The organism is Flavobacterium sp. CG_9.1 (assembly GCF_015751645.1).
GTDB lineage: Bacteria > Bacteroidota > Bacteroidia > Flavobacteriales > Flavobacteriaceae > Flavobacterium > Flavobacterium xanthum.
In genome coordinates, this window is sequence record NZ_JADOVC010000044.1 from 1 (window position 1) to 19,517 (window position 19,517).

A 19,517-nucleotide genomic window follows, 5' to 3' on the forward strand; every position below is an offset into this window, starting at 1 on the left:
CTTCTGATCTAAAGTCCATTTCTTGTATTTCATGTTTCAAATATATAAGTTTGAAATTTAAAATAACACTCCGAACTTATCGGGGGCTAAAATAGCTCGTGTCCTGCTATCCGGTAAAATCTTGTTGTCTATTAAAAAATAAAGAACAAGGATTTTCACTACTATCTGGACTAGTATTTTGTGGTAAAAATAAACATTCGCAATCCAAATAAAAAATCAAACAGAAACTTAACAAACTTTGACACTTGACCCCTTTCTAGCAAAAAAATTAATAAGTATCTTTGTAGCTTCAAAAAAAATCACTTGAGATATTTCGTCAAATTAGCTTATAACGGAACCCAATACCACGGATGGCAATACCAACCTAACGCCGCTTCAGTTCAAGAAACGATGAACAAAGCATTTTCGGTAGTATTAAATACCACTTTAAATCTAATGGGAGCTGGAAGAACGGATACTGGTGTACATGCTAAAGAAATGTATGCTCACTTTGATTTTGAAAAACCATTTGATCTTGTGAGTTTAGTTCATAAACTAAACTCTTACTTGCCTAAAGACATTGTAATTTATACCATTATCCCAGTTCATGATGAAGCGCATGCACGTTTTGACGCTTCAAAAAGAACCTATGAATACCATATCAATACATTTAAAGATGTTTTTTCACAAGAACAAAGCTGGTATTTCCATCAAAAGTTAGATCTCGATTTGATGAATGAAGCGGCGCAATTGTTATTGAACCATATTGATTTTCAATGTTTTTCAAAAGTCAATACAGATGTAAATACATTTGACTGCACTATTTTTGAAGCTAATTGGAAGCAAGAAAAAAATACCTTAATTTTTACTGTTTCGGCAAATCGTTTTTTGCGAAATATGGTCCGTGCGATTGTGGGAACATTAGTAAACGTAGGATTACATAAAATTACCTTGGCTGATTTTACGGCCATTATAAAAAGTAAAAACCGAGATAAAGCAGGTTTTTCAGTTCCGGCACATGGTTTATATTTAACCAAAATAGAATACGAATACATTACGCAATAGCCCTGATAGAAGTGAAAATCCTATTTAGTTTTTCTTTAAAAACCAAATAGATTGCAACGAATAGCAGGAATAGCTCCAAAAAAAATGAAAGCAAAAGCATTTGACACTAGATTATTTAAACGAATATTAAAATTTACCAAACCCTATCAATGGCGGTTCAATGGCGTGATTGTATTTGCCATCTCCTTATCTGTATTTGCGGCATTGCGTCCGTATTTATTGAAACAAACTGTAGATGGATACATCGCTACCCAAGACCAACAGGGATTATTACTTTATGTGGTATTGATGGGAATTGTACTCTTACTGGAGGTGTTTTCTCAATTTTACTTTGTTTATTGGGCCAACTGGTTGGGTCAGGACATCGTGAAAGACATTCGGACTAAACTGTTTCAACACATTTTGAGTTTCCGAATGAAATATTTTGATCACGTTCCTGTTGGGCAACTCGTAACACGTTCTGTATCAGATATTGAATCCATTGCAAGAATTTTCAGTCAGGGACTCTTCATGATTATTAGTGACTTGATGAAAATGCTCGTGGTATTGCTTTTTATGTTTTACATGAACTGGAAACTGACTTGGATTGTAATTGTTGCGATGCCGGTTTTGGTTTTTTTTACAAGAATATTTCAAAGAAAAATGCAAGTAGCTTTTGAGGAAGTTCGAAATCAGATTGCCAACATGAACTCCTTTGTTCAAGAACGGGTAACAGGAATGAAGATTGTGCAGCTCTTTAACCGTGAAAAAATTGAGTATGAAAAATTCAAAGACATCAATTATAAGCACAAAAAAGCGTGGATAAAAACCATTCTTTACAACTCCATCTTCTTCCCTATTGCTGATATTATTTCATCACTAACACTTGCTTTTATTGTATTGTACGGTGGAATTAAGATATTAAACGGAGATAATTTTACCACTTTTGGAGATTTATTTTCTTACACCATGTTTATTGGAATGCTGTTTAATCCTTTGCGCCAAATTGCTGATAAATTCAACGAAATGCAATTAGGAATGATTGCGGCGAATCGTGTTTTTGATATTTTGGATACGGAAGATCAAATACAGGATACCGGAATCATTGAAGCACCCGTATTTAAAGGAGATATAAAGTTCAAGAAAGTTCGTTTTGGTTATATTCCAGATGAGGAAGTAATAAAAGGAATTGACCTTGAGGTAAATGCAGGTCAAACCGTTGCTATTGTAGGTTCTACAGGAGCTGGAAAATCTACAATCATTAATTTACTGAATCGTTTTTACGAAATTAACAGCGGTTCTATTTACATTGACAATCACAATATTGAGAATTATACATTGGGTTCATTACGAAAACAAATTGCCGTTGTTTTACAAGATGTTTTCCTATTTGCTGACACTATTTTTAATAATATCACCTTGAATAACCCTGAAATAAGTCGGGAACAAGTTTTGGCTGCAGCCAAGAAAATTGGCGTTCATGAATTTATTATGAGTTTACCGGATAATTATGACTTTGATGTAAAGGAACGTGGTGTAATGCTTTCTTCAGGTCAACGCCAGTTGATTGCTTTCTTGAGAGCGTATGTAAGCAATCCTAGTATTTTGATTCTGGACGAAGCGACTTCTTCAATAGACACCTACTCCGAAGAATTGATTCAACGCGCTACCGAAACCATTACAAAAGGCAGAACTTCAATTGTAATTGCACACCGACTTGCCACTATTGTCAATGCGGATAAAATTGTGGTAATGGATAAAGGGCTGATCGTAGAACAAGGTACCCACCAAGAATTAATTAATCGTGAAAAAGGCTACTATAAAAACTTATATGATTCCCAGTTTTCGGTAGCAATTTAAGAATCGTTCGTAATGCAATTCCAATATATAAAACCACTCGTTCTTTGTTTAAAATTAAAAAAATTGGGTAGTGGTAACACTGACTTTTGAACGTTGAAACTTTAATAAATCGCTACTTACAGTTTTTAATTTTAGAAAAATGCCCTATTTAAACTTTGTCGTTTGAAACTTTCTCAAAACAGAATAAATTCTTAAATTCGCCCAGTCAATTAAAAAAGACAAATACATAAAATGAAGTGCGCTTTTGCAAATTTCAGCACCAACAAAATAAACAACAGTTATTAAAATAAAATGGGTTTTTACAAATTCATTTTTACAACTATTCAAATAAAATCAAAAAAATGAAATACGATATTATAGTTTTAGGAAGTGGTCCAGGTGGTTATGTTACAGCTATTAGAGCATCACAATTAGGATTTAAGGTAGCAATTATTGAAAAAGAAAACTTAGGCGGTGTATGCTTGAACTGGGGATGTATCCCAACAAAAGCATTATTAAAATCAGCACAAGTTTTTGATTATCTTAAACACGCTGCTGATTATGGATTGACGGTTTCCTCCTTTGACAAAGACTTTTCAGCAGTTGTTCAACGCAGTCGTTCAGTGGCTGACGGCATGAGCAAAGGGGTTCAATTTTTGATGAAAAAAAATAAAATTGATGTGCTTGACGGTTTTGGAAAACTAAAACCAGGAAAAAAAGTTGACGTTACTGACAAAGACAATAAAGTCACTGAATACAGTGCAGACCATATCATCATTGCTACTGGAGCACGTTCTCGTGAGTTACCAAACTTACCACAAGACGGTGTAAAAGTAATCGGTTATCGTAAAGCGATGACTTTAGCTACCCAACCAAAATCAATGATTATTGTAGGTTCGGGAGCGATTGGAGTTGAATTTGCACATTTTTACAATTCGATGGGAACCGATGTAACGATTGTAGAATTCATGCCAAATGTAGTTCCGGTTGAAGACGAAGACATTTCGAAACAAATGGAACGCTCTTTGAAAAAAGCTGGAATCAAAATCATGACAAGCTCATCAGTAGAAAGAATTGATACGACTGGTGCAGGAGTTAAAGCATTTGTAAAAACAGCAAAAGGAGAAGAAGTTTTAGAAGCAGAAATTTTGCTATCGGCTGTTGGAATCAAAACCAACATTGAAAACATCGGATTAGAGGAAGTTGGAATCGCTACTGACAAAGATAAAATTTTGGTAAATGCCTACAACCAAACTAACATTCCAGGTTATTACGCCATTGGTGATGTTACACCAGGACAAGCGTTAGCTCACGTAGCTTCGGCAGAAGGAATCAATTGTGTAGAGAAAATTGCAGGACTTCACGTTGAGCCTATCGACTACGGAAACGTTCCAGGATGTACGTATGCAACTCCTGAAATTGCATCTGTAGGTTTGACTGAAAAACAAGCTAAAGAAAAAGGATACGAATTGAAAATTGGTAAATTCCCTTTCTCAGCGTCAGGAAAAGCAAAAGCTGCCGGAACTCCAGATGGTTTTGTAAAAGTAATTTTTGATGCTAAATACGGAGAATGGTTAGGATGTCACATGATTGGAGCCGGAGTTACAGATATGATTGCTGAGGCAGTTGTAGCACGTAAACTGGAAACTACAGGTCACGAAATCCTAAAATCAATCCACCCACATCCAACGATGAGCGAAGCCGTTATGGAAGCTGTAGCTGCTGCGTATGATGAGGTAATTCACTTGTAAATAAAAACTCTATAGAAGTGTACTGTTGCAGTTCTAGAAGAAAATAACAAATCCGATTGGTGTACGCCAATCGGATTTTTTTATAGGTTAAATTAAGGAGTTCATTTGAACTGCCACTTCTTTACTTTGTGTACTTGGCGGTACAACAAACCACGCTAAACCACTATTATTCAAAATCTTAAATAAATTAAAAAACAGTTTAACTTAGAATTATGAAACTTTTCTACAGAATTACATAACAAAATATTCTTACCTAATTCCGTACTTTGAATAAATCAAAATTGTCGAACAGACAAGTCGATTTTTGGTAATGGTTTAAATATACGTCTTATGAAAAATATTTATTTAAATGCTGGAACACTAAATGAAGTTTTTACTGAAATTCAAACCTCTTTTAATGGAGTTTTAAATTCAAACAACAACGAGTTTAAACTAATCTTAAATACCGATTTGATCAAGGGAAATATTGATGGAATTAATTTCATAAATGGTATTACATCGATTCAGGTTAGTCTTACTTTTTTTGATGATGTCACGCTTAGCATAGAATCATTTAGTAACTCTTCTATTGTATTCGCGTATTGCAATGAGGAGCATTTTAGACATAGTTATGGTATTTCTGGTCCACAATTCACTATCCAAAAACAGCATACTGCAATCGAAAGTAGCAATCGAAGTGTGAACAGTATATTATATTTCAAAAAAAACAATCCGGTACAATTTTCAATTATTAAGGTAGAAACTGAAAGTTTGGAACTAAACAGCACCGATTCATTACTTTCGGATCTCAAAAAGACTTTTTTAAATAAACAACCAAATTTTACCTATCACGGCATTCAAAATTTAAGAATTGCAGAAAAATGGAATCAATTGAAAGCGATAACAGAGCAAGGAATGGTGGGACACATTCTCAAAAAAGACCTAATACAATCGATAGTAGTACTCGAAATTGAAGACAACACAGATCCGGTACTTAAAATGGCACGTGGTATTAAACGATCAACTTTACTCCAGATAAATGAAACGAAAAAGATCTATAGTTTCATCAAACAGTATTCTTTTGACGTCCTTTACAACAAAGTCATCAGTTCAAAAAGCAGACTTTTTATTAAGTAATAATACTAAAAAATGGAATCCCGCAGTTACCTTATTTTTAAATAATATACCAGATTTAGAATTGCGCTAATTATTGCGCTATCTCATGAATGCTGACTGGATTTATGTTCATAAATAAGACCTTTATCCAAAACCATTTGCAACACAATACATACTTTTTGTGGGAATTTAACATATTAACATTAATTTACAAAGTAGCGTTATGAAACTATTCAATTCTACTCTATCTTTGTATTTCGAGTATTTTTGCTCGTTTAATTTAGATTTTATTCCAAAATAAATGAATACTGAAAATAACCGCTTTTCGAATATACTGCAGGAAAGTCAAAATAATAATTGGGTCAGAGCCATTGATTCTTCTAAAATTATTAATTGGATTGACGATTTGTTCAAAATATTATTTCCTGAGAAAGCATTAGAAACGATCCAAATCGAATTGCTGTTAGACCAGAGTAAAGCCAACTTTATTTCTATACTTTCGGAGATTGTAAAAGACAAAACAGCGAATCAAATTTTAGATGATGCCGAAGCGTTTTATGCTGCACTTCCTGATTTATATTCCTCCATGCAAAAAGATGCGCAAGCTATATTAGACACGGATCCCGCTGCGGATTGCATTCAGGAAATCATCAATTCGTATCCAGGCTTTTTTGCTATAGAAGTCTATCGAATTGCTAATGTCATTGCTTCCCTTACTGCTTGCTTACTGCCTCGAATTCTTACCGAGTACGCACACAGTAAAACAGGAATTGACATTCACCCTAGCGCCACAATAGGTGTTCCTTTCATGATTGATCATGGTACTGGAATTGTCATTGGCGAGACCACCATAATTGGAAAATATGTAAGTATTTATCAAGGAGTTACTTTGGGAGCGTTGCAAGTCGAAAAGAGCATGCAAGAAAAAAAACGACATCCTACCGTTGAAGATCATGTTATAATATATGCCAATGCTACCATTTTAGGAGGAAGCACTATTATAGGAAACCATAGCATTGTAGGGGGTAATACATTCATAACCAAAAGTATGAATCCATATTCATTTGTCATGCAATCAAATAAAAATACGGTTTTGAACCAACAAGAAATAAAAGACATTAATTTTTTCTCTATTTAAATACTATGAAATACAACAATATACTCGAAACAATAGGCAATACACCACATGTAAAAATCAATCGCTTATTTGGCACTGACCATAATGTCTGGATCAAACTAGAACGTGCTAATCCTGGAGCCAGCATCAAGGATAGAATCGCATTGGCTATGATAGAGGACGCCGAAGAAAAGGGATTACTCAAAGAAGGGAGTACCATTATTGAAGCTACATCTGGAAATACAGGCATTGGACTTGCTATGGTAGCAGCGGTTAAAGGCTATAAGTTAATACTTGTTATGCCAGAATCGATGTCGATAGAAAGACGCCGACTCATGAGCCTCTATGGTGCTGAATTTGTATTAACGCCTCGTGAAAAAGGAATGAAAGGCGCACTGGAAAAGGCAAATGAACTAGTAACAGAAATACCAAATGCTTGGTCACCGCTTCAGTTTGACAACCCAGCAAATATTGCTATTCATAAGACTACGACTGCTCAAGAAATCATAAAAGCATTTCCTGATGGCCTAGATTATATGATCACTGGCGTAGGTACTGGCGGTCACATAACAGGTTGTGCTGAAATCTTGAAACAACATTTCCCTAACTTAAAAGTCTATGCCGTAGAGCCGGAAGCATCGCCCGTAATTAGTGGAGGTACACCCGCTCCTCATCCTATTCAAGGAATCGGCGCTGGATTTATCCCTACAAACCTACATACGGATTTATTAGATGGAACCATTCAAGTGAGTAAAGAGGAAGCATTTGCTTACACCCAAAGGGCAGCAAAAGAAGAAGGAATGTTCATTGGAATTTCCTCGGGAGCATCACTGGCGGCAGTAGCAAAGAAATTAGCTGAAATCCCTAAAGACGCTAAAATATTGACTTTTTGTTATGATACAGGTGAACATTATTTAAGTATTGAAGGATTGTTTGTTTAAATAAAAATGCTTTTTAAAGTTTCCATGCCGAAAAATTATTGAGTACATAATAGTTCATTTGTGAAAAACACAAAAAAAACATAAAAATGAAAATGCCCCAAAAAGTTAGATACTATTTGGGGCATTTCTATTTTACTCTTCTTCGTCCGGGCCATGAGATTTGGAATATCCTCTCCACTTCTCAATGCAATCTTGTAAATCCTGTGGGAGCTCAGTATCAAAACGCATCATCTCACCGGTTGTAGGATGCACAAAGCCTAAAGTCTTTGCATGTAAAGCTTGTCTTGGCAAAGCTTTGAAACAATTATCAATAAACTGTTTGTATTTTGTAAACGTGGTTCCTTTCAAAATTAAATGACCTCCATAGCGCTCATCATTAAATAAAGGATGTCCTATATGTTTTAAATGGGCCCGAATTTGATGTGTTCTCCCCGTTTCCAACTGGCACGAAATCAATGTCACGTATCCAAAACGCTCCAATACTTTATAATGTGTCACGGCAGGTTTTCCTATTTCTGGATCAGCAAAAACGGCCATCTGCATACGATCTTTCAGGTGACGCGCTAAATTTCCTTCAATTGTTCCTTGATCTTCAGTTACATTTCCCCAAACTAAAGCTACATATTCCCTCTCCGAAGTTTTTGCTTCAAATTGCTTAGCAAGGTGTGTCATCGCAGCTTCGGTTTTGGCAATAACCAGCAAGCCAGAAGTATCTTTATCGATTCGATGCACTAATCCGGGACGCTCGCTGCTGTTCATGGGCAAGTTATCAAAATGATATGCCAATGCATGCACTAACGTTCCAGTATAATTCCCGTGACCAGGATGCACTACCATTCCTGGCAGTTTGTTTATCAACAATAACGTGTCATCTTCATAAACAATATCAAGCGGTATATTCTCTGGAATGATATGATTTTCATACGGAGGATGAGTCAGCATAACCCGAACCACATCATTCGCTTTCACCTTGTAATTTGACTTAACAGTCGCATCATTCACAAAAATATTACCTTCTGTTGCGGCAGTTTGTATTTTATTCCGAGTCGCATTTTGGATAAGACCCATTAAATATTTATCAATTCGTAAAGAGGCTTGCCCTTTTGGAACCTCAAATCTAAAATGTTCAAATAACTCCTCTTCTAAATCTATGGTATCTCTATTATTGTTCATCAACTGGTGTTTCTTCTATTGGGGCTGCCAGCGTATCGACAGCATTTTCTTCTTCTTGGTAACTCATTTTTCCGTCCCCTAAAACCAAATCAATTTTAGATGATTTCAGGACTCTGTCACCTACTTTTAGGTTTCTCCCTTTAAAACGCATTTCTAACACCATATCTTTTCCAAGATTGGGCACATACGTTACGGTACCTTCTTCAAGTCCTAAAGCTTTCAATGTAGGCACGGCTTCACGATACGTTTTTTCAATTAAATCTGGAATTCGAACAGACGAAAATCCAGAAGTATTAATCTTAATATATATTTTTCTACCTACTTTTACTTTCGTTCCAGGCGTAGGATCTTGCTCTACCACACTAAATTGAGGAAAATCACTTCTATAATCCACACTGTCCAACAGTACGTAATCTAAATCTAATTCATCCAGTTTGGTTTCCACTTGTTCTTCGGTAAGCTTGCGCAAATCCGGCACTGAAATTTCATGACCGTGATCTGTGGTAAAAGTCAACCAATGCATAAACAAATAGCCTAAAGCGGCAATAATGGCAAAAGCAATCAATACTTGTACAAGAAAGACACGGCTAGTAAGATACTTACGTAAACTCATAAATTTATTTTTATTTGTGGCAAAGATAAAGCTATTTCGTTTCAAAAAAAATGATAATTTTGTTTAATGCTTTTAGGAGCTATTTCCCGCTATTCGTTACAAATGAAATTCACTGAACTCCATTTAAAATGAAAGTATAGTGAAGTACTCTTTTTATCCGCCGAAAAGGCTGATAAAAAGGATTTTCACTACTATCGGGGCTAGAATCTCGTGTCAAAAACACCTTATATTTATTTGAACAACTAAGAACAAAACGATACTAAATGAAAAACATTGCCATCATCATGGGCGGATATTCCAGCGAATATAAAATCTCACTCATCAGCGGAAACGTCGTATATCAATTCCTAGACAAAACGAAATACAACGGATTCCGAATCCATATTTTCAAAGAGAAATGGGTTTATGTTGATGCTAATGATGCCGAATTCCCCATCGATAAAAATGATTTTTCAGTAACTGTTGCTGATAAAAAAATTACTTTCGATTGTGTTTTCAATGCCATTCATGGAACACCTGGCGAAGATGGATTGATGCAGGCCTATTTCGAATTATTGCACATCCCGCAAACCTCTTGCGATTATTACCAAGCGGCTTTAACGTTTAACAAACGCGATTTATTATCCGTTTTAAAACCGTACGGAATCAAAACGGCCACTTCCTATTACTTAAACAAAGGCGATGCTATCAATACTGAAGAAATTGTCGCTAAAGTAGGCTTGCCGTGTTTTGTAAAACCAAATAAAGCGGGTTCCAGTTTCGGAATTTCAAAAGTAAAAACGGCTGCCGAATTACCAATTGCGATAGAAATGGCCTACAAAGAAGACAACGAAATCATCATCGAAAGTTTTCTTGACGGCATTGAAGTTTCAGTTGGAGTAATCAATTATAAAGGAAAAGTTACCGTTTTACCAATTACTGAAATCGTTTCTGACAATGATTTCTTCGATTATGAAGCCAAATATTTAGGTAAATCACAAGAAATCACACCAGCAAGAATCTCAGACGAAATGACTCAAAAAGTAAGCGATATAGCCAAACGTGCTTACGAAGTTCTCAAAATGAAAGGGTTTTCCCGTAGCGAATTTATATTGGTAAACGGAGAACCACACATGTTGGAAATGAACACCATTCCTGGATTAACTACTGAAAGTTTGATTCCACAACAAGCAAAAGCCGCTGGAATTTCACTGGAAGATTTATTTACTAATGCGATAGAATTGGCATTAACCTAAATCATAACTTGTCATTTTTAAGAAGGAGATAACCAACACAAAAAGATTTCTCCTTTGTCGTAATGACAAAAAAAACATACACATGAGAAAAGCCATATTCCCAGGATCGTTTGACCCAATCACATTAGGACATGAAGATATTATCAAAAGAAGCCTTCCACTATTTGATGAAATCGTAATTGCCATTGGAATCAATGCCGAAAAAAAATACATGTTTACCCTTGAGGAAAGAAAACGGTTTATTGAAGAAACCTTCAAAAACCAACCAAAAGTAACAGTGATAACCTACGAAGGATTGACTATCGATTTGTGCAAAAATATTAAAGCCGACTTTATACTGCGCGGATTGCGCAATCCAGCCGATTTTGAGTTTGAAAAAGCCATTGCTCACACCAACAGACGCTTGTCAAAAATTGAAACTGTGTTTTTATTGACCGCTGCAAAAACTTCATATATTAGTTCCAGTATTGTGAGAGATGTAATTAGAAATCACGGACAATATGAAATGCTAGTTCCTGAAGCAGTACGCGTCAAATAATTTAAAAGAGATTTTGTCAAGTCTTGCGCAGTCGAGACTAAAAGATAGGTCTCGACTGCGCTCGACTTGACAAATAAACAGTAACCATATTACTTGTGAAACGAAGCAAGAAGCCGTACTTTCACCAAAAATAAAAGCCTTTAAATATGAGTGTAGAAAGAGAATTAAATAAACGCAGTGGATCTAAGTGTGAACTTTGTGGTGCTACCGAAAACCTAAAAGTATATGAAGTCCTTCCAGCAAAAAAAGGTGGAATTGACGAAAGTATCTTGGCTTGCAGTACTTGTATTGACCAAATTGAAAACCCAGAGACAGTAGATTTAAATCATTGGAGATGTCTAAATGACAGTATGTGGAATGAGAATGCAGCGGTGCAAGTTGTTGCTTGGAGAATGTTAAGTCGTTTGCGAGCTTCAGGATGGCCACAGGAATTATTAGACCAAATGTATTTAGACGAAGATACTTTGGCGTGGGCTCAAGCAACCGGAGAAGGAGAAGAAGAGGAAAACAAAGTGATTCATAGAGATAGCAATGGAGTGATTCTTGAAATAGGAGACTCAGTGGTTTTAATCAAAGATCTGAAAGTAAAAGGTTCAAGCATGGTAGCCAAACAAGGAACTGCAGTGCGTAACATTCGTTTAGATCACGAAAATGCGGAATACATAGAAGGAAAAGTAGATGGTCAAACTATTGTAATTATTACTGCTTATGTGAAGAAAATATAGTTTTTTATATTTTCAGTCGCAGTCACAGTTTTCAGTGCCTTAAGTTGAAAAAAGTAATCGGTTGCGATGCACTTTTTTCAATTGATCTAAAAAAAAATCGTTAACAGTAAGAGTATTTTTACTGTTAACGATTTTTTTTATTAGACTAATTTTACTGATTACTAAAAGCTGAAAACTGATCACTCTTTTCACTGTTCACTCTTTTAAAACTGAACACTGAATACTAAAAACTGAACACTAATTCTCCTCTTCTTTCTTTATTACTTTTCTCGCAACTTCAATTTTAAATTTCTTACCTTTCATTTTCTCCTCTTTAATGGCGTTCAATAAATCTTTTACTTTATTGAATTTCACGGCCGCAAAAGAGATAAAATCTTTCACTTCAATCAATCCTAAATCGCCTTTTTCAAGTTTTCCCTTTTGAGAAAAGAAACCTACGATGTCAATTTTGTTCAATTTATTTTTCTTCCCACCACTGATGTAAATGGTTTGAAATTCCGGTGGTTTTGGTAATGATGTGGAGTTTTCTACTTTCAAAGCTTCCATTCCGTAGTCAATATAATCCATTTTTTTCTCACTTTCATGAGCAATAATATAGGCTGTTCCTGAAGCCAACATACGTGCTGTACGTCCGTTTCTGTGTGTAAATTCATCTTCTTTGGAAGGTAAATGATAATGAATTACGTGATTCATCTCCGGAATATCAAGTCCACGAGCCGCTAAATCCGTTGTGATTAAATAACTCACACTTCCATTACGAAATTGAATTAAAGCGCGTTCTCTTTCGTCCTGATCCATTCCGCCATGATAATACGTAGCATAAATTCCTTTTTCGTTCAACGTGTCACTAATGCGTTCTGCAGCATCACGATGGTTGCAAAAAACAATAGCCGATTGTGATTTCAATGAACAAATCAAGTTGAACAAACTTCCTATTTTGTCTTTTTCTTTCGAAATCACCATTTTCATCGAAAGGTTCGTTTCTTCCTCATTTTCTGGAATAAAGTCCAAAATCGTTGGGTTCACCACTCTAGTGTATCTTGGAATCTCAATATCGGAAGTTGCCGAAACCAAAACGCGTTTGTTCAGTTTGGTTAACTTTCCTATGATAAATGACATTTGCTCATGGAAACCCAATTGCAAAGATTTATCAAATTCATCCAGAATTAATGTTTGGATTTTATCCACACGGAAAGTTCCTCTGTCAATATGATCGGCAATTCTCCCAGGAGTTCCTATTAAAACAGCGGGTGGATTGCTTAAATTTTTAATTTCAGTATCTATAGAATGTCCGCCGTAACACACATTTACTTTATAATCGGTTCCCATTTTTTTCCAAACCTGCTCAATTTGCAATCCCAATTCTCGCGATGGAACTAAGATTAAACATTGAACGGATTGGATTTCTGGTTGTAGCATTTCTAAAATGGGCAACAAAAAAGCCAAGGTCTTCCCTGAACCTGTTGGCGAAAGCAATAAAATATTACTATCATTCAAAATTGCATCTTGTGCAACTTCTTGCATTTCATTCAGGCTTTCGATACCCAAATTCAAAAGTATATTGTTGGAATGGTGTTTCTTATTCATTTTTATTATTTGTGCAAAGGTAATTTTAAATTTTAAATTATCATTTTTTTAAATTGAGCGCTTCCTTTTCCACCTATCATTTCTATAGCTTTAGAAAAAAAGCTACATTTGATATTCACTTTAAAAACCGAAAGATGAGATTTTTCACATTCCTTTTTTTATTACTCGCCATCAGTTCATTTGCACAAAAAACAAATAGATACGATACATTTTTCGAAAAAGGGAATGGAAATCAGTCTGCTAGTTATCAAGAGACGATTGCATATTACAAACTTTTGGCAGATGATTTTCCTACTATTGAAATGCAAAAAATGGGATTGACAGACAGTGGCGAACCTTTGCATATGGTAATTTTCAATCCTGAGAAGGAATTCAATTTTGGAAACATCCAAAAAAACAAAGCGGTAATTTTACTTAACAATGGCATTCACGCCGGCGAACCAGACGGAATTGACGCTTCAATGCAATTATTTAGAGATTTGGCCTTAGGTAAAATAAAAGCACCTAAAAATACGGTTATCGTTTGTATTCCAGTGTATAATATTGGAGGCGCTTTGAATAGAAACTCGACCTCAAGAGCCAATCAAGATGGACCGGAAATCTATGGGTTTCGCGGGAATGCTAGAAACTATGATTTGAATCGGGATTTTATAAAGTCAGATACTCGAAACACGAAAAGTTTTGTTGAAATATTCCATAAAATAAATGCTGATGTTTTTATTGACAATCACGTGAGCAATGGGGCAGATTATCAGTACAAACTTACCTACATTATGACCCAACATAACAAATTAGGAACCGTATTAGGTGATTTTTTAAATTCCGAAATGATACCAGCCTTAGTCAAAGATTTACAAAAAAAAGATATCGAAAGTACGCCTTATGTCAATGCCTTTCAGGATACACCGGACAAAGGTTTTGGTCAATTTTTTGAGAGTCCACGATTTGCTACTGGCTACACTTCATTGTTTAATACCATTGGGTTTGTGGTAGAAACGCACATGCTTAAAAAATATGCCGATCGCGTAAAAGTGACGTACGAATACATGCGTTCCACCATTGATTTTACGGATGCTAATTACAAAAAAATCAAACAGCTGCGTTTGAAAAATGAAGAGCAGTACCAACCAAAAAAATCATACACGATAAAATGGGAAATTGACAGTACCAAAACGGTTCCCTTTTCTTTTTTAGGCTATGAAGCCAGTTACAAAAAAAGTGATGTGACATCAGGAAATCGCTTGTTTTATGACAAAACAAAACCATTCAAAAAAGACATTCCGTACAGCAAAGAATTCAAATCCACAAAAGAAATAATAATTCCGGAAGCATATATTATTCCAAAAGGATTTTGGCCAGTTCTTGAATTATTAAAGAACAATACAATCACCTATCGCCAATTAAAAAATGATACTATAATTGAAGTCGAAAGCTATAGAATTGCTGATTTCAAAACGACAAATGCTGCTTATGAAGGACATTATTTGCACCGAAACACATCGGTTACTTCTAAAACTGAGAAAGTGGCTTTCACCAAAGGAGATTACGTTATTCCTACACAACAAAAGGGGATCAAATATTTATTGGAAACACTAGAACCGGAAGCAATTGATTCTTTTTTCAATTGGAATTTTTTCGATACAATGCTACAACAAAAAGAAGGATATTCTGATTATGTTTTTGAAGATTCTGCTACTCAGATTTTGAAAGAAAATCAAAAATTAAAAGCTGAATTTGATTTAAAAAAACAAAGTGATGTGAATTTCATCAACAATCCCGAAGCGCAACTGGACTGGATCTACAAACATTCTGCTTACTATGAAAAGGCACATTTACAATATCCGGTATACCGTATTTTGAAATAAAATTACTTTTTCAAAAAAAATGCCCCCAAATAGTGTTGACTTTCTGGGGGCATTTCATTTATATAATCTTCTCTTCTTCAAACAATAATTTTATGTTTTCATAGGAATTTTTGAGCGCTTCCTTGATTTGTTCTGGATTCATCCACGCCACTTTATCAATTCCTTCGTCTAATTGCCCTTGAGGCGTCCCTTCAAAATCAGATTGCATTTCGAACCAATGTGTTATTTTTAGTTTATACTTCCCATTTCTTCTAAAAACGTGATAGGTTTTTTGCAATTTATGAGAGATGGTCAAGCCATTGACACCGGTTTCTTCCTCTACTTCACGCATCGCAGTATCTTCAATTTCTTCTCCTTTTTCGATACCACCTTTGGGCAAATCCCATTTCCCATTTCGAAAAATGAACAATACCTCCCCTTTTTTGTTATATACCAAGCCGCCTCCAGCTTTGCAAACAGGAATTTTAGCTTTTAAAGTCTTCATAATCAAGCTTTCATCAGGATGATACAAGTAGGCCTTATTAATTTTATTTTGAAAGATTTTTACTATAAGTTGCTCTATGTCAATACTTTCTAATAAAAATAATTGAAAATCTGTCTCCTTGGAGATGTGATTTGTCAAAAAAAGTGGTTTGTCGTTAACAAAAACTTTATACATTTGTACTATGATTTTTAATAAAGATACAGCCGAAAAAACAGCCGAATTTCTTTTGCAAATAAATGCAATTAAATTGAATCCAAGAAATCCTTTTACATGGGCTTCTGGATGGAAATCGCCTATTTATTGTGATAACCGATTAATCCTCTCATTTCCAGCCGTAAGAAATTATGTTCGGGACGAATTTTCTAAAAATATTGAGAAACAATTTGGTAAACCAGATGTTATTGCCGGTGTGGCCACTGGAGCAATAGGAATTGGGATGTTAGTAGCGGAGAGCATGGGATTGCCCTTTGTTTACGTTCGTCCCGAGCCAAAAAAACATGGAAGGTTAAATCAAGTGGAAGGTTTTTTGCAAAAAGGGCAAAATGTAGTCGTTGTCGAAGATTTGATTAGTACAGGGAACAGCAGTTTACTAGCTGTGGAAGCGCTACGCGCCGCTGGAGCTAATGTAAAGGGCATGGTTGCCATATTCACCTATGGCTTTGCTGTTGCGGAAGAAAATTTTAAAACGGCCCATCTGGATTTATTTACCTTAAGTAACTATCAAAATTTATTGAATTTGGCTGTTGCCAAAAGATATATTTCGGAGGAAGAAGAACTGACTTTAAGAGAATGGAACGGGAGTCCGTCCACTTGGACTATTGAAGTTTAACAATTAAAATTAATACTATAAAAACAATGAACTTAGAAAGTCCAAAAGTAACAGTTCAAAAATCAGCTCAAAAATTATTTGATTTGTTGAGTGATGTGAAAAATTTTGAAAAATTAATGCCCGAAAACATTGCCAAATTCGAAGTTATCGGTGACGATGCTTTCATATTTGGACTAAAAGGAATGCCAGAAATAAAATTAAAAATGAAGGAGAAAGTTGCTCCCACAAAAATAGTTTTGGGTGCAGCAAGCGATAAGCTTCCATTTACTTTGATTGCTAACATAACTGATATTTCAGAAAATTCAAGTGATGTAAAACTTGATTTTGAAGGCGATTTCAATCCCATGATGGCGATGATGATAAAAGGACCCATTGGGAAATTTATTGAAACATTAGCGAGCAATATGAATAAATTGTAAATTTAATTTTCAAATAATAACAATAAAATAATCTTATAAAAGTCTTTTGGTGTAAACTGAAAGGCTTTTTTTTATATAAAAAAAACACTAATTGTCATTTTATCGACTATTTAGGTTCGTTATGGAAAAAAAAATCCAACATTTATTTAATATTAGTAAATTACTGATTATTAATTAGTTATTAACAATTTTAAATCTAGTTGGCCCCATAACCAGAGCTAAAAATCCTCAAAATTATGCCAATTACTGACCCCCAACTAAAAAGCAACGATTGCGGAATTAGCGCAATTAAAACCATATTTAATATATACGAAAAAAATATTTCTCGAAAATACATCGAGCAGCATGTTCCATTGGAGGAAAAAGGTTCCCGAATATCAGATATAAAAAATTTCTTAAATTCTAATGGATTTACAGCACAATTGAAGTTGTTTGACATCAATCACATCATCGGGAATGAAGCGAATTTACAAGAATTATTCCCGTTTATTCTTCCCATTAACAGTAAAAATGGTTTGCATTATGTAGTGATTAATGAACTCAAAAATAGACAGCTAAAAATTTATGATCCAACTAAAGGGAGTCAATATTTTTTATCCTTACAAGAAATTAAGAAAGAAAATCACATTTTAATAAAAATCACTGGGATTTAACTGATACTGAAGAAAAAATAATAGCGATCTGCACTCAAGATTTAGCAGAATACCATCTTAATTTTCACAACGTATTGATTGAAAATGGTCACGCATTACTGTTTAACAAACTCACTTATTTTAAATATTTAAAGGAGAATTTTGGATTTAAAGATTCAGAGGCAGAACGAAACTTCCTTAAAGACTTGTTGAAAAATCAAGAAATTTCAGCTGTACTCAATAATTTTAAAATATTAGAATTTGAAAAAGGAAGAATCAAAAACAATTCTCCTTTGATTTTAGTGGTGAAAGAAGATGAGAACCAAAAAGAGGCTCAGGAATTCATTCCTGAGGAAAACACCAGCAGTTTATATTGGCAACTATTCAATCAATTGGGTGAATACAAAAAGCTTTGGTATATCTACATATTTGCAGCTATGTTTTCAGCTGCAACAGCACAATTTGCAGTTTTTACTAATCAAATTATGATTGATAATGTCCTGCCTACGTATAATTTAAATACCTTAGTTTTATTCGCAATCGGACTTGGCATCTATAAAGTCTTTGACATTTTTACTACTGTTTACAAAAATTTTGTAGGGATTCATTTAGGGAATGCTTTAGACCGGTATTTTTTATTTTCTTTCGATAAAAAAATCAACAATTCTTCACTGTCTTATATTCATTCCTACAAGAAAGGCGATTTGATGGAGCGGGTTAGTGATTCGTTAAAGCTAAAAAGCTTTTTCATGAAATTCTTTACTAGTATTTTAGTCGATGTCAGTGTATCGTTATACTCCCTGTGCATTTTGTTTTTTATAGACAAAACTTTAACATTGATTGTTTTAGGCGTCATGATATTATTTTTTCTTTGGTTCAAATTTATTACTCCTTATTTAAAACAAAATGAAAGGCTCCGCTACATGCGCAAAGCTGATTTTCTATCAAAAATGATGGAAAAAGTAGATGGCATACAAGTGATTAAAAGCTTTAAAATCGAACGGTTTCATACCAACAAAATCTTTTTAAGCATCAATGAATATCTTAAAATCCAGCTTAGAAACGGCTATATAGATTTATTAAACAAAATTGTTGTGGCGCTAATTGTCATTGTTTCAACTATTTTCATCATCTTATTTTTGACTAAATCAGCTATTGAAACCCAAATAATAACGCTAGGACAAATCGTAACTTTTATTACGCTCTCTTCAAAAATATTTTCTTCTTTGAAAGGGATTTTAGATGATAACATGACACTCCAAGAGAATGAAGTCATTTTAAAACGATATTTAGATTTTGATGAACAAACCAAAAAAATATCAAAAAAAGGAATTCGGGATTTCAGTATTGAAAAAAACGAACTACAGAATCTAAATTACGGCTACTTACCAGATGAATTTATACTAAAAGATATCAATTTAAAAATCAGAAAAGGCGAAAAAATAAAAATTGAAGGACAAAACGGTTCTGGAAAATCAACCTTCAGTAAAGTGCTAACCACCTTATACCATCCTACTTCTGGTTCGATTTTAATTAATGAAAGAGAAAAAAAATTCTATCGAGGTGTTCACTTATTTACTTATTATAATATTTTGATATAAAACCTTTTGAGTATTCATCATTCTGTTTATAAGTAGGTCAAATATTTTTT

Annotated in this window: 18 protein-coding genes; 14 read left to right on the forward strand and 4 right to left on the reverse strand. The window is 34.5% G+C overall.

Annotated features, from left to right (window positions below; all coding sequences use genetic code 11):
- Positions 1 to 303: 303 nt before the first annotated feature.
- The 6 genes from truA (at position 304) to cysK (ending at position 7,766) form a co-directional block, all read left to right on the forward strand.
- The gene (gene truA / locus IWX83_RS16130) at positions 304 to 1,044 is read left to right on the forward strand and encodes a tRNA pseudouridine(38-40) synthase TruA (protein ID WP_073353665.1); all 741 of its coding nucleotides are present in this window, start codon (positions 304 to 306) and stop codon (positions 1,042 to 1,044) included.
- Positions 1,045 to 1,128: 84 nt separating this feature from the next.
- Complete coding sequence (locus tag IWX83_RS16135; protein ID WP_196831210.1) at positions 1,129 to 2,883, forward strand: ABC transporter ATP-binding protein; 1,755 nt, start codon at positions 1,129 to 1,131, stop codon at positions 2,881 to 2,883.
- Positions 2,884 to 3,224: 341 nt separating this feature from the next.
- Positions 3,225 to 4,613 carry a dihydrolipoyl dehydrogenase gene (gene lpdA / locus IWX83_RS16140; RefSeq protein ID WP_073353666.1) on the forward strand — a complete coding sequence of 463 codons (1,389 nt, stop codon included), beginning with the start codon at positions 3,225 to 3,227 and terminating at the stop codon, positions 4,611 to 4,613.
- Between the two features lie 330 nt (positions 4,614 to 4,943).
- Positions 4,944 to 5,729 (forward strand): hypothetical protein, encoded by a 786-nt coding sequence (locus tag IWX83_RS16145; RefSeq protein ID WP_073353668.1) that lies wholly within the window; start codon positions 4,944 to 4,946, stop codon positions 5,727 to 5,729.
- Between the two features lie 280 nt (positions 5,730 to 6,009).
- Positions 6,010 to 6,846 (forward strand): serine O-acetyltransferase, encoded by an 837-nt coding sequence (locus IWX83_RS16150; protein ID WP_073353669.1) that lies wholly within the window; start codon positions 6,010 to 6,012, stop codon positions 6,844 to 6,846.
- A 5-nt stretch (positions 6,847 to 6,851) separates the two neighbouring features.
- The gene (gene cysK, locus IWX83_RS16155; RefSeq protein WP_073353671.1) at positions 6,852 to 7,766 is read left to right on the forward strand and encodes a cysteine synthase A; all 915 of its coding nucleotides are present in this window, start codon (positions 6,852 to 6,854) and stop codon (positions 7,764 to 7,766) included.
- Between the two features lie 132 nt (positions 7,767 to 7,898).
- On the opposite strand, the gene IWX83_RS16160 is transcribed toward cysK, so the two are convergent.
- Both IWX83_RS16160 and IWX83_RS16165 read right to left on the reverse strand, forming a co-directional pair.
- Positions 7,899 to 8,939: an RluA family pseudouridine synthase gene (locus IWX83_RS16160; RefSeq protein ID WP_196831211.1), complete on the reverse strand. Its 1,041-nt coding sequence runs from the start codon at positions 8,937 to 8,939 to the stop codon at positions 7,899 to 7,901.
- Complete coding sequence (locus IWX83_RS16165; protein ID WP_073353674.1) at positions 8,929 to 9,552, reverse strand: PASTA domain-containing protein; 624 nt, start codon at positions 9,550 to 9,552, stop codon at positions 8,929 to 8,931. The genes IWX83_RS16160 and IWX83_RS16165 overlap by 11 nt, the downstream gene beginning before the upstream one ends.
- Positions 9,553 to 9,815: 263 nt before the next feature.
- Between IWX83_RS16165 and IWX83_RS16170 the strand changes: the two genes are divergently transcribed.
- The 3 genes from IWX83_RS16170 to IWX83_RS16180 all read left to right on the forward strand — a co-directional run bounded on the left by IWX83_RS16170 (position 9,816) and on the right by IWX83_RS16180 (position 12,050).
- On the forward strand, positions 9,816 to 10,787 hold the full coding sequence (locus IWX83_RS16170) for a D-alanine--D-alanine ligase (protein WP_073353675.1): 972 nt from the start codon (positions 9,816 to 9,818) through the stop codon (positions 10,785 to 10,787).
- 82 nt (positions 10,788 to 10,869) lie between these two features.
- Positions 10,870 to 11,325 carry a pantetheine-phosphate adenylyltransferase gene (gene coaD / locus IWX83_RS16175; protein ID WP_073353677.1) on the forward strand — a complete coding sequence of 152 codons (456 nt, stop codon included), beginning with the start codon at positions 10,870 to 10,872 and terminating at the stop codon, positions 11,323 to 11,325.
- Positions 11,326 to 11,471: 146 nt separating this feature from the next.
- Positions 11,472 to 12,050: an alkylphosphonate utilization protein gene (locus IWX83_RS16180; protein ID WP_196831212.1), complete on the forward strand. Its 579-nt coding sequence runs from the start codon at positions 11,472 to 11,474 to the stop codon at positions 12,048 to 12,050.
- Between the two features lie 237 nt (positions 12,051 to 12,287).
- Here the strand turns inward: IWX83_RS16180 and IWX83_RS16185 are convergent, their stop codons facing one another.
- Entirely contained in the window at positions 12,288 to 13,637 is a 1,350-nt protein-coding gene (locus IWX83_RS16185; protein WP_196831213.1) for a DEAD/DEAH box helicase, read from the reverse strand.
- Between the two features lie 134 nt (positions 13,638 to 13,771).
- Here IWX83_RS16185 and IWX83_RS16190 point away from each other — a divergent pair, with 134 nt between their 5' ends.
- Positions 13,772 to 15,502: a M14 family metallopeptidase gene (locus IWX83_RS16190; RefSeq protein WP_196831214.1), complete on the forward strand. Its 1,731-nt coding sequence runs from the start codon at positions 13,772 to 13,774 to the stop codon at positions 15,500 to 15,502.
- A gap of 58 nt (positions 15,503 to 15,560) precedes the next feature.
- Here IWX83_RS16190 and IWX83_RS16195 read toward each other — a convergent pair whose 3' ends face one another.
- On the reverse strand, positions 15,561 to 16,160 hold the full coding sequence (locus IWX83_RS16195) for an NUDIX hydrolase (RefSeq protein WP_132064398.1): 600 nt from the start codon (positions 16,158 to 16,160) through the stop codon (positions 15,561 to 15,563).
- Positions 16,161 to 16,167: 7 nt separating this feature from the next.
- On the opposite strand from IWX83_RS16195, the gene pyrE reads away from it, so the two are divergent.
- The 4 genes from pyrE (at position 16,168) to IWX83_RS16215 (ending at position 19,467) form a co-directional block, all read left to right on the forward strand.
- Positions 16,168 to 16,815 carry an orotate phosphoribosyltransferase gene (gene pyrE, locus IWX83_RS16200; RefSeq protein ID WP_066078342.1) on the forward strand — a complete coding sequence of 216 codons (648 nt, stop codon included), beginning with the start codon at positions 16,168 to 16,170 and terminating at the stop codon, positions 16,813 to 16,815.
- A 26-nt stretch (positions 16,816 to 16,841) separates the two neighbouring features.
- On the forward strand, positions 16,842 to 17,234 hold the full coding sequence (locus IWX83_RS16205) for an SRPBCC family protein (protein WP_073353685.1): 393 nt from the start codon (positions 16,842 to 16,844) through the stop codon (positions 17,232 to 17,234).
- 236 nt (positions 17,235 to 17,470) lie between these two features.
- Positions 17,471 to 17,887, forward strand: a complete 417-nt coding sequence (locus IWX83_RS16210) for a cysteine peptidase family C39 domain-containing protein (RefSeq protein WP_196831215.1) — start codon at positions 17,471 to 17,473, stop codon at positions 17,885 to 17,887.
- A 74-nt stretch (positions 17,888 to 17,961) separates the two neighbouring features.
- Positions 17,962 to 19,467 carry an ABC transporter transmembrane domain-containing protein gene (locus tag IWX83_RS16215; RefSeq protein WP_196831216.1) on the forward strand — a complete coding sequence of 502 codons (1,506 nt, stop codon included), beginning with the start codon at positions 17,962 to 17,964 and terminating at the stop codon, positions 19,465 to 19,467.
- Positions 19,468 to 19,517: the final 50 nt, after the last annotated feature.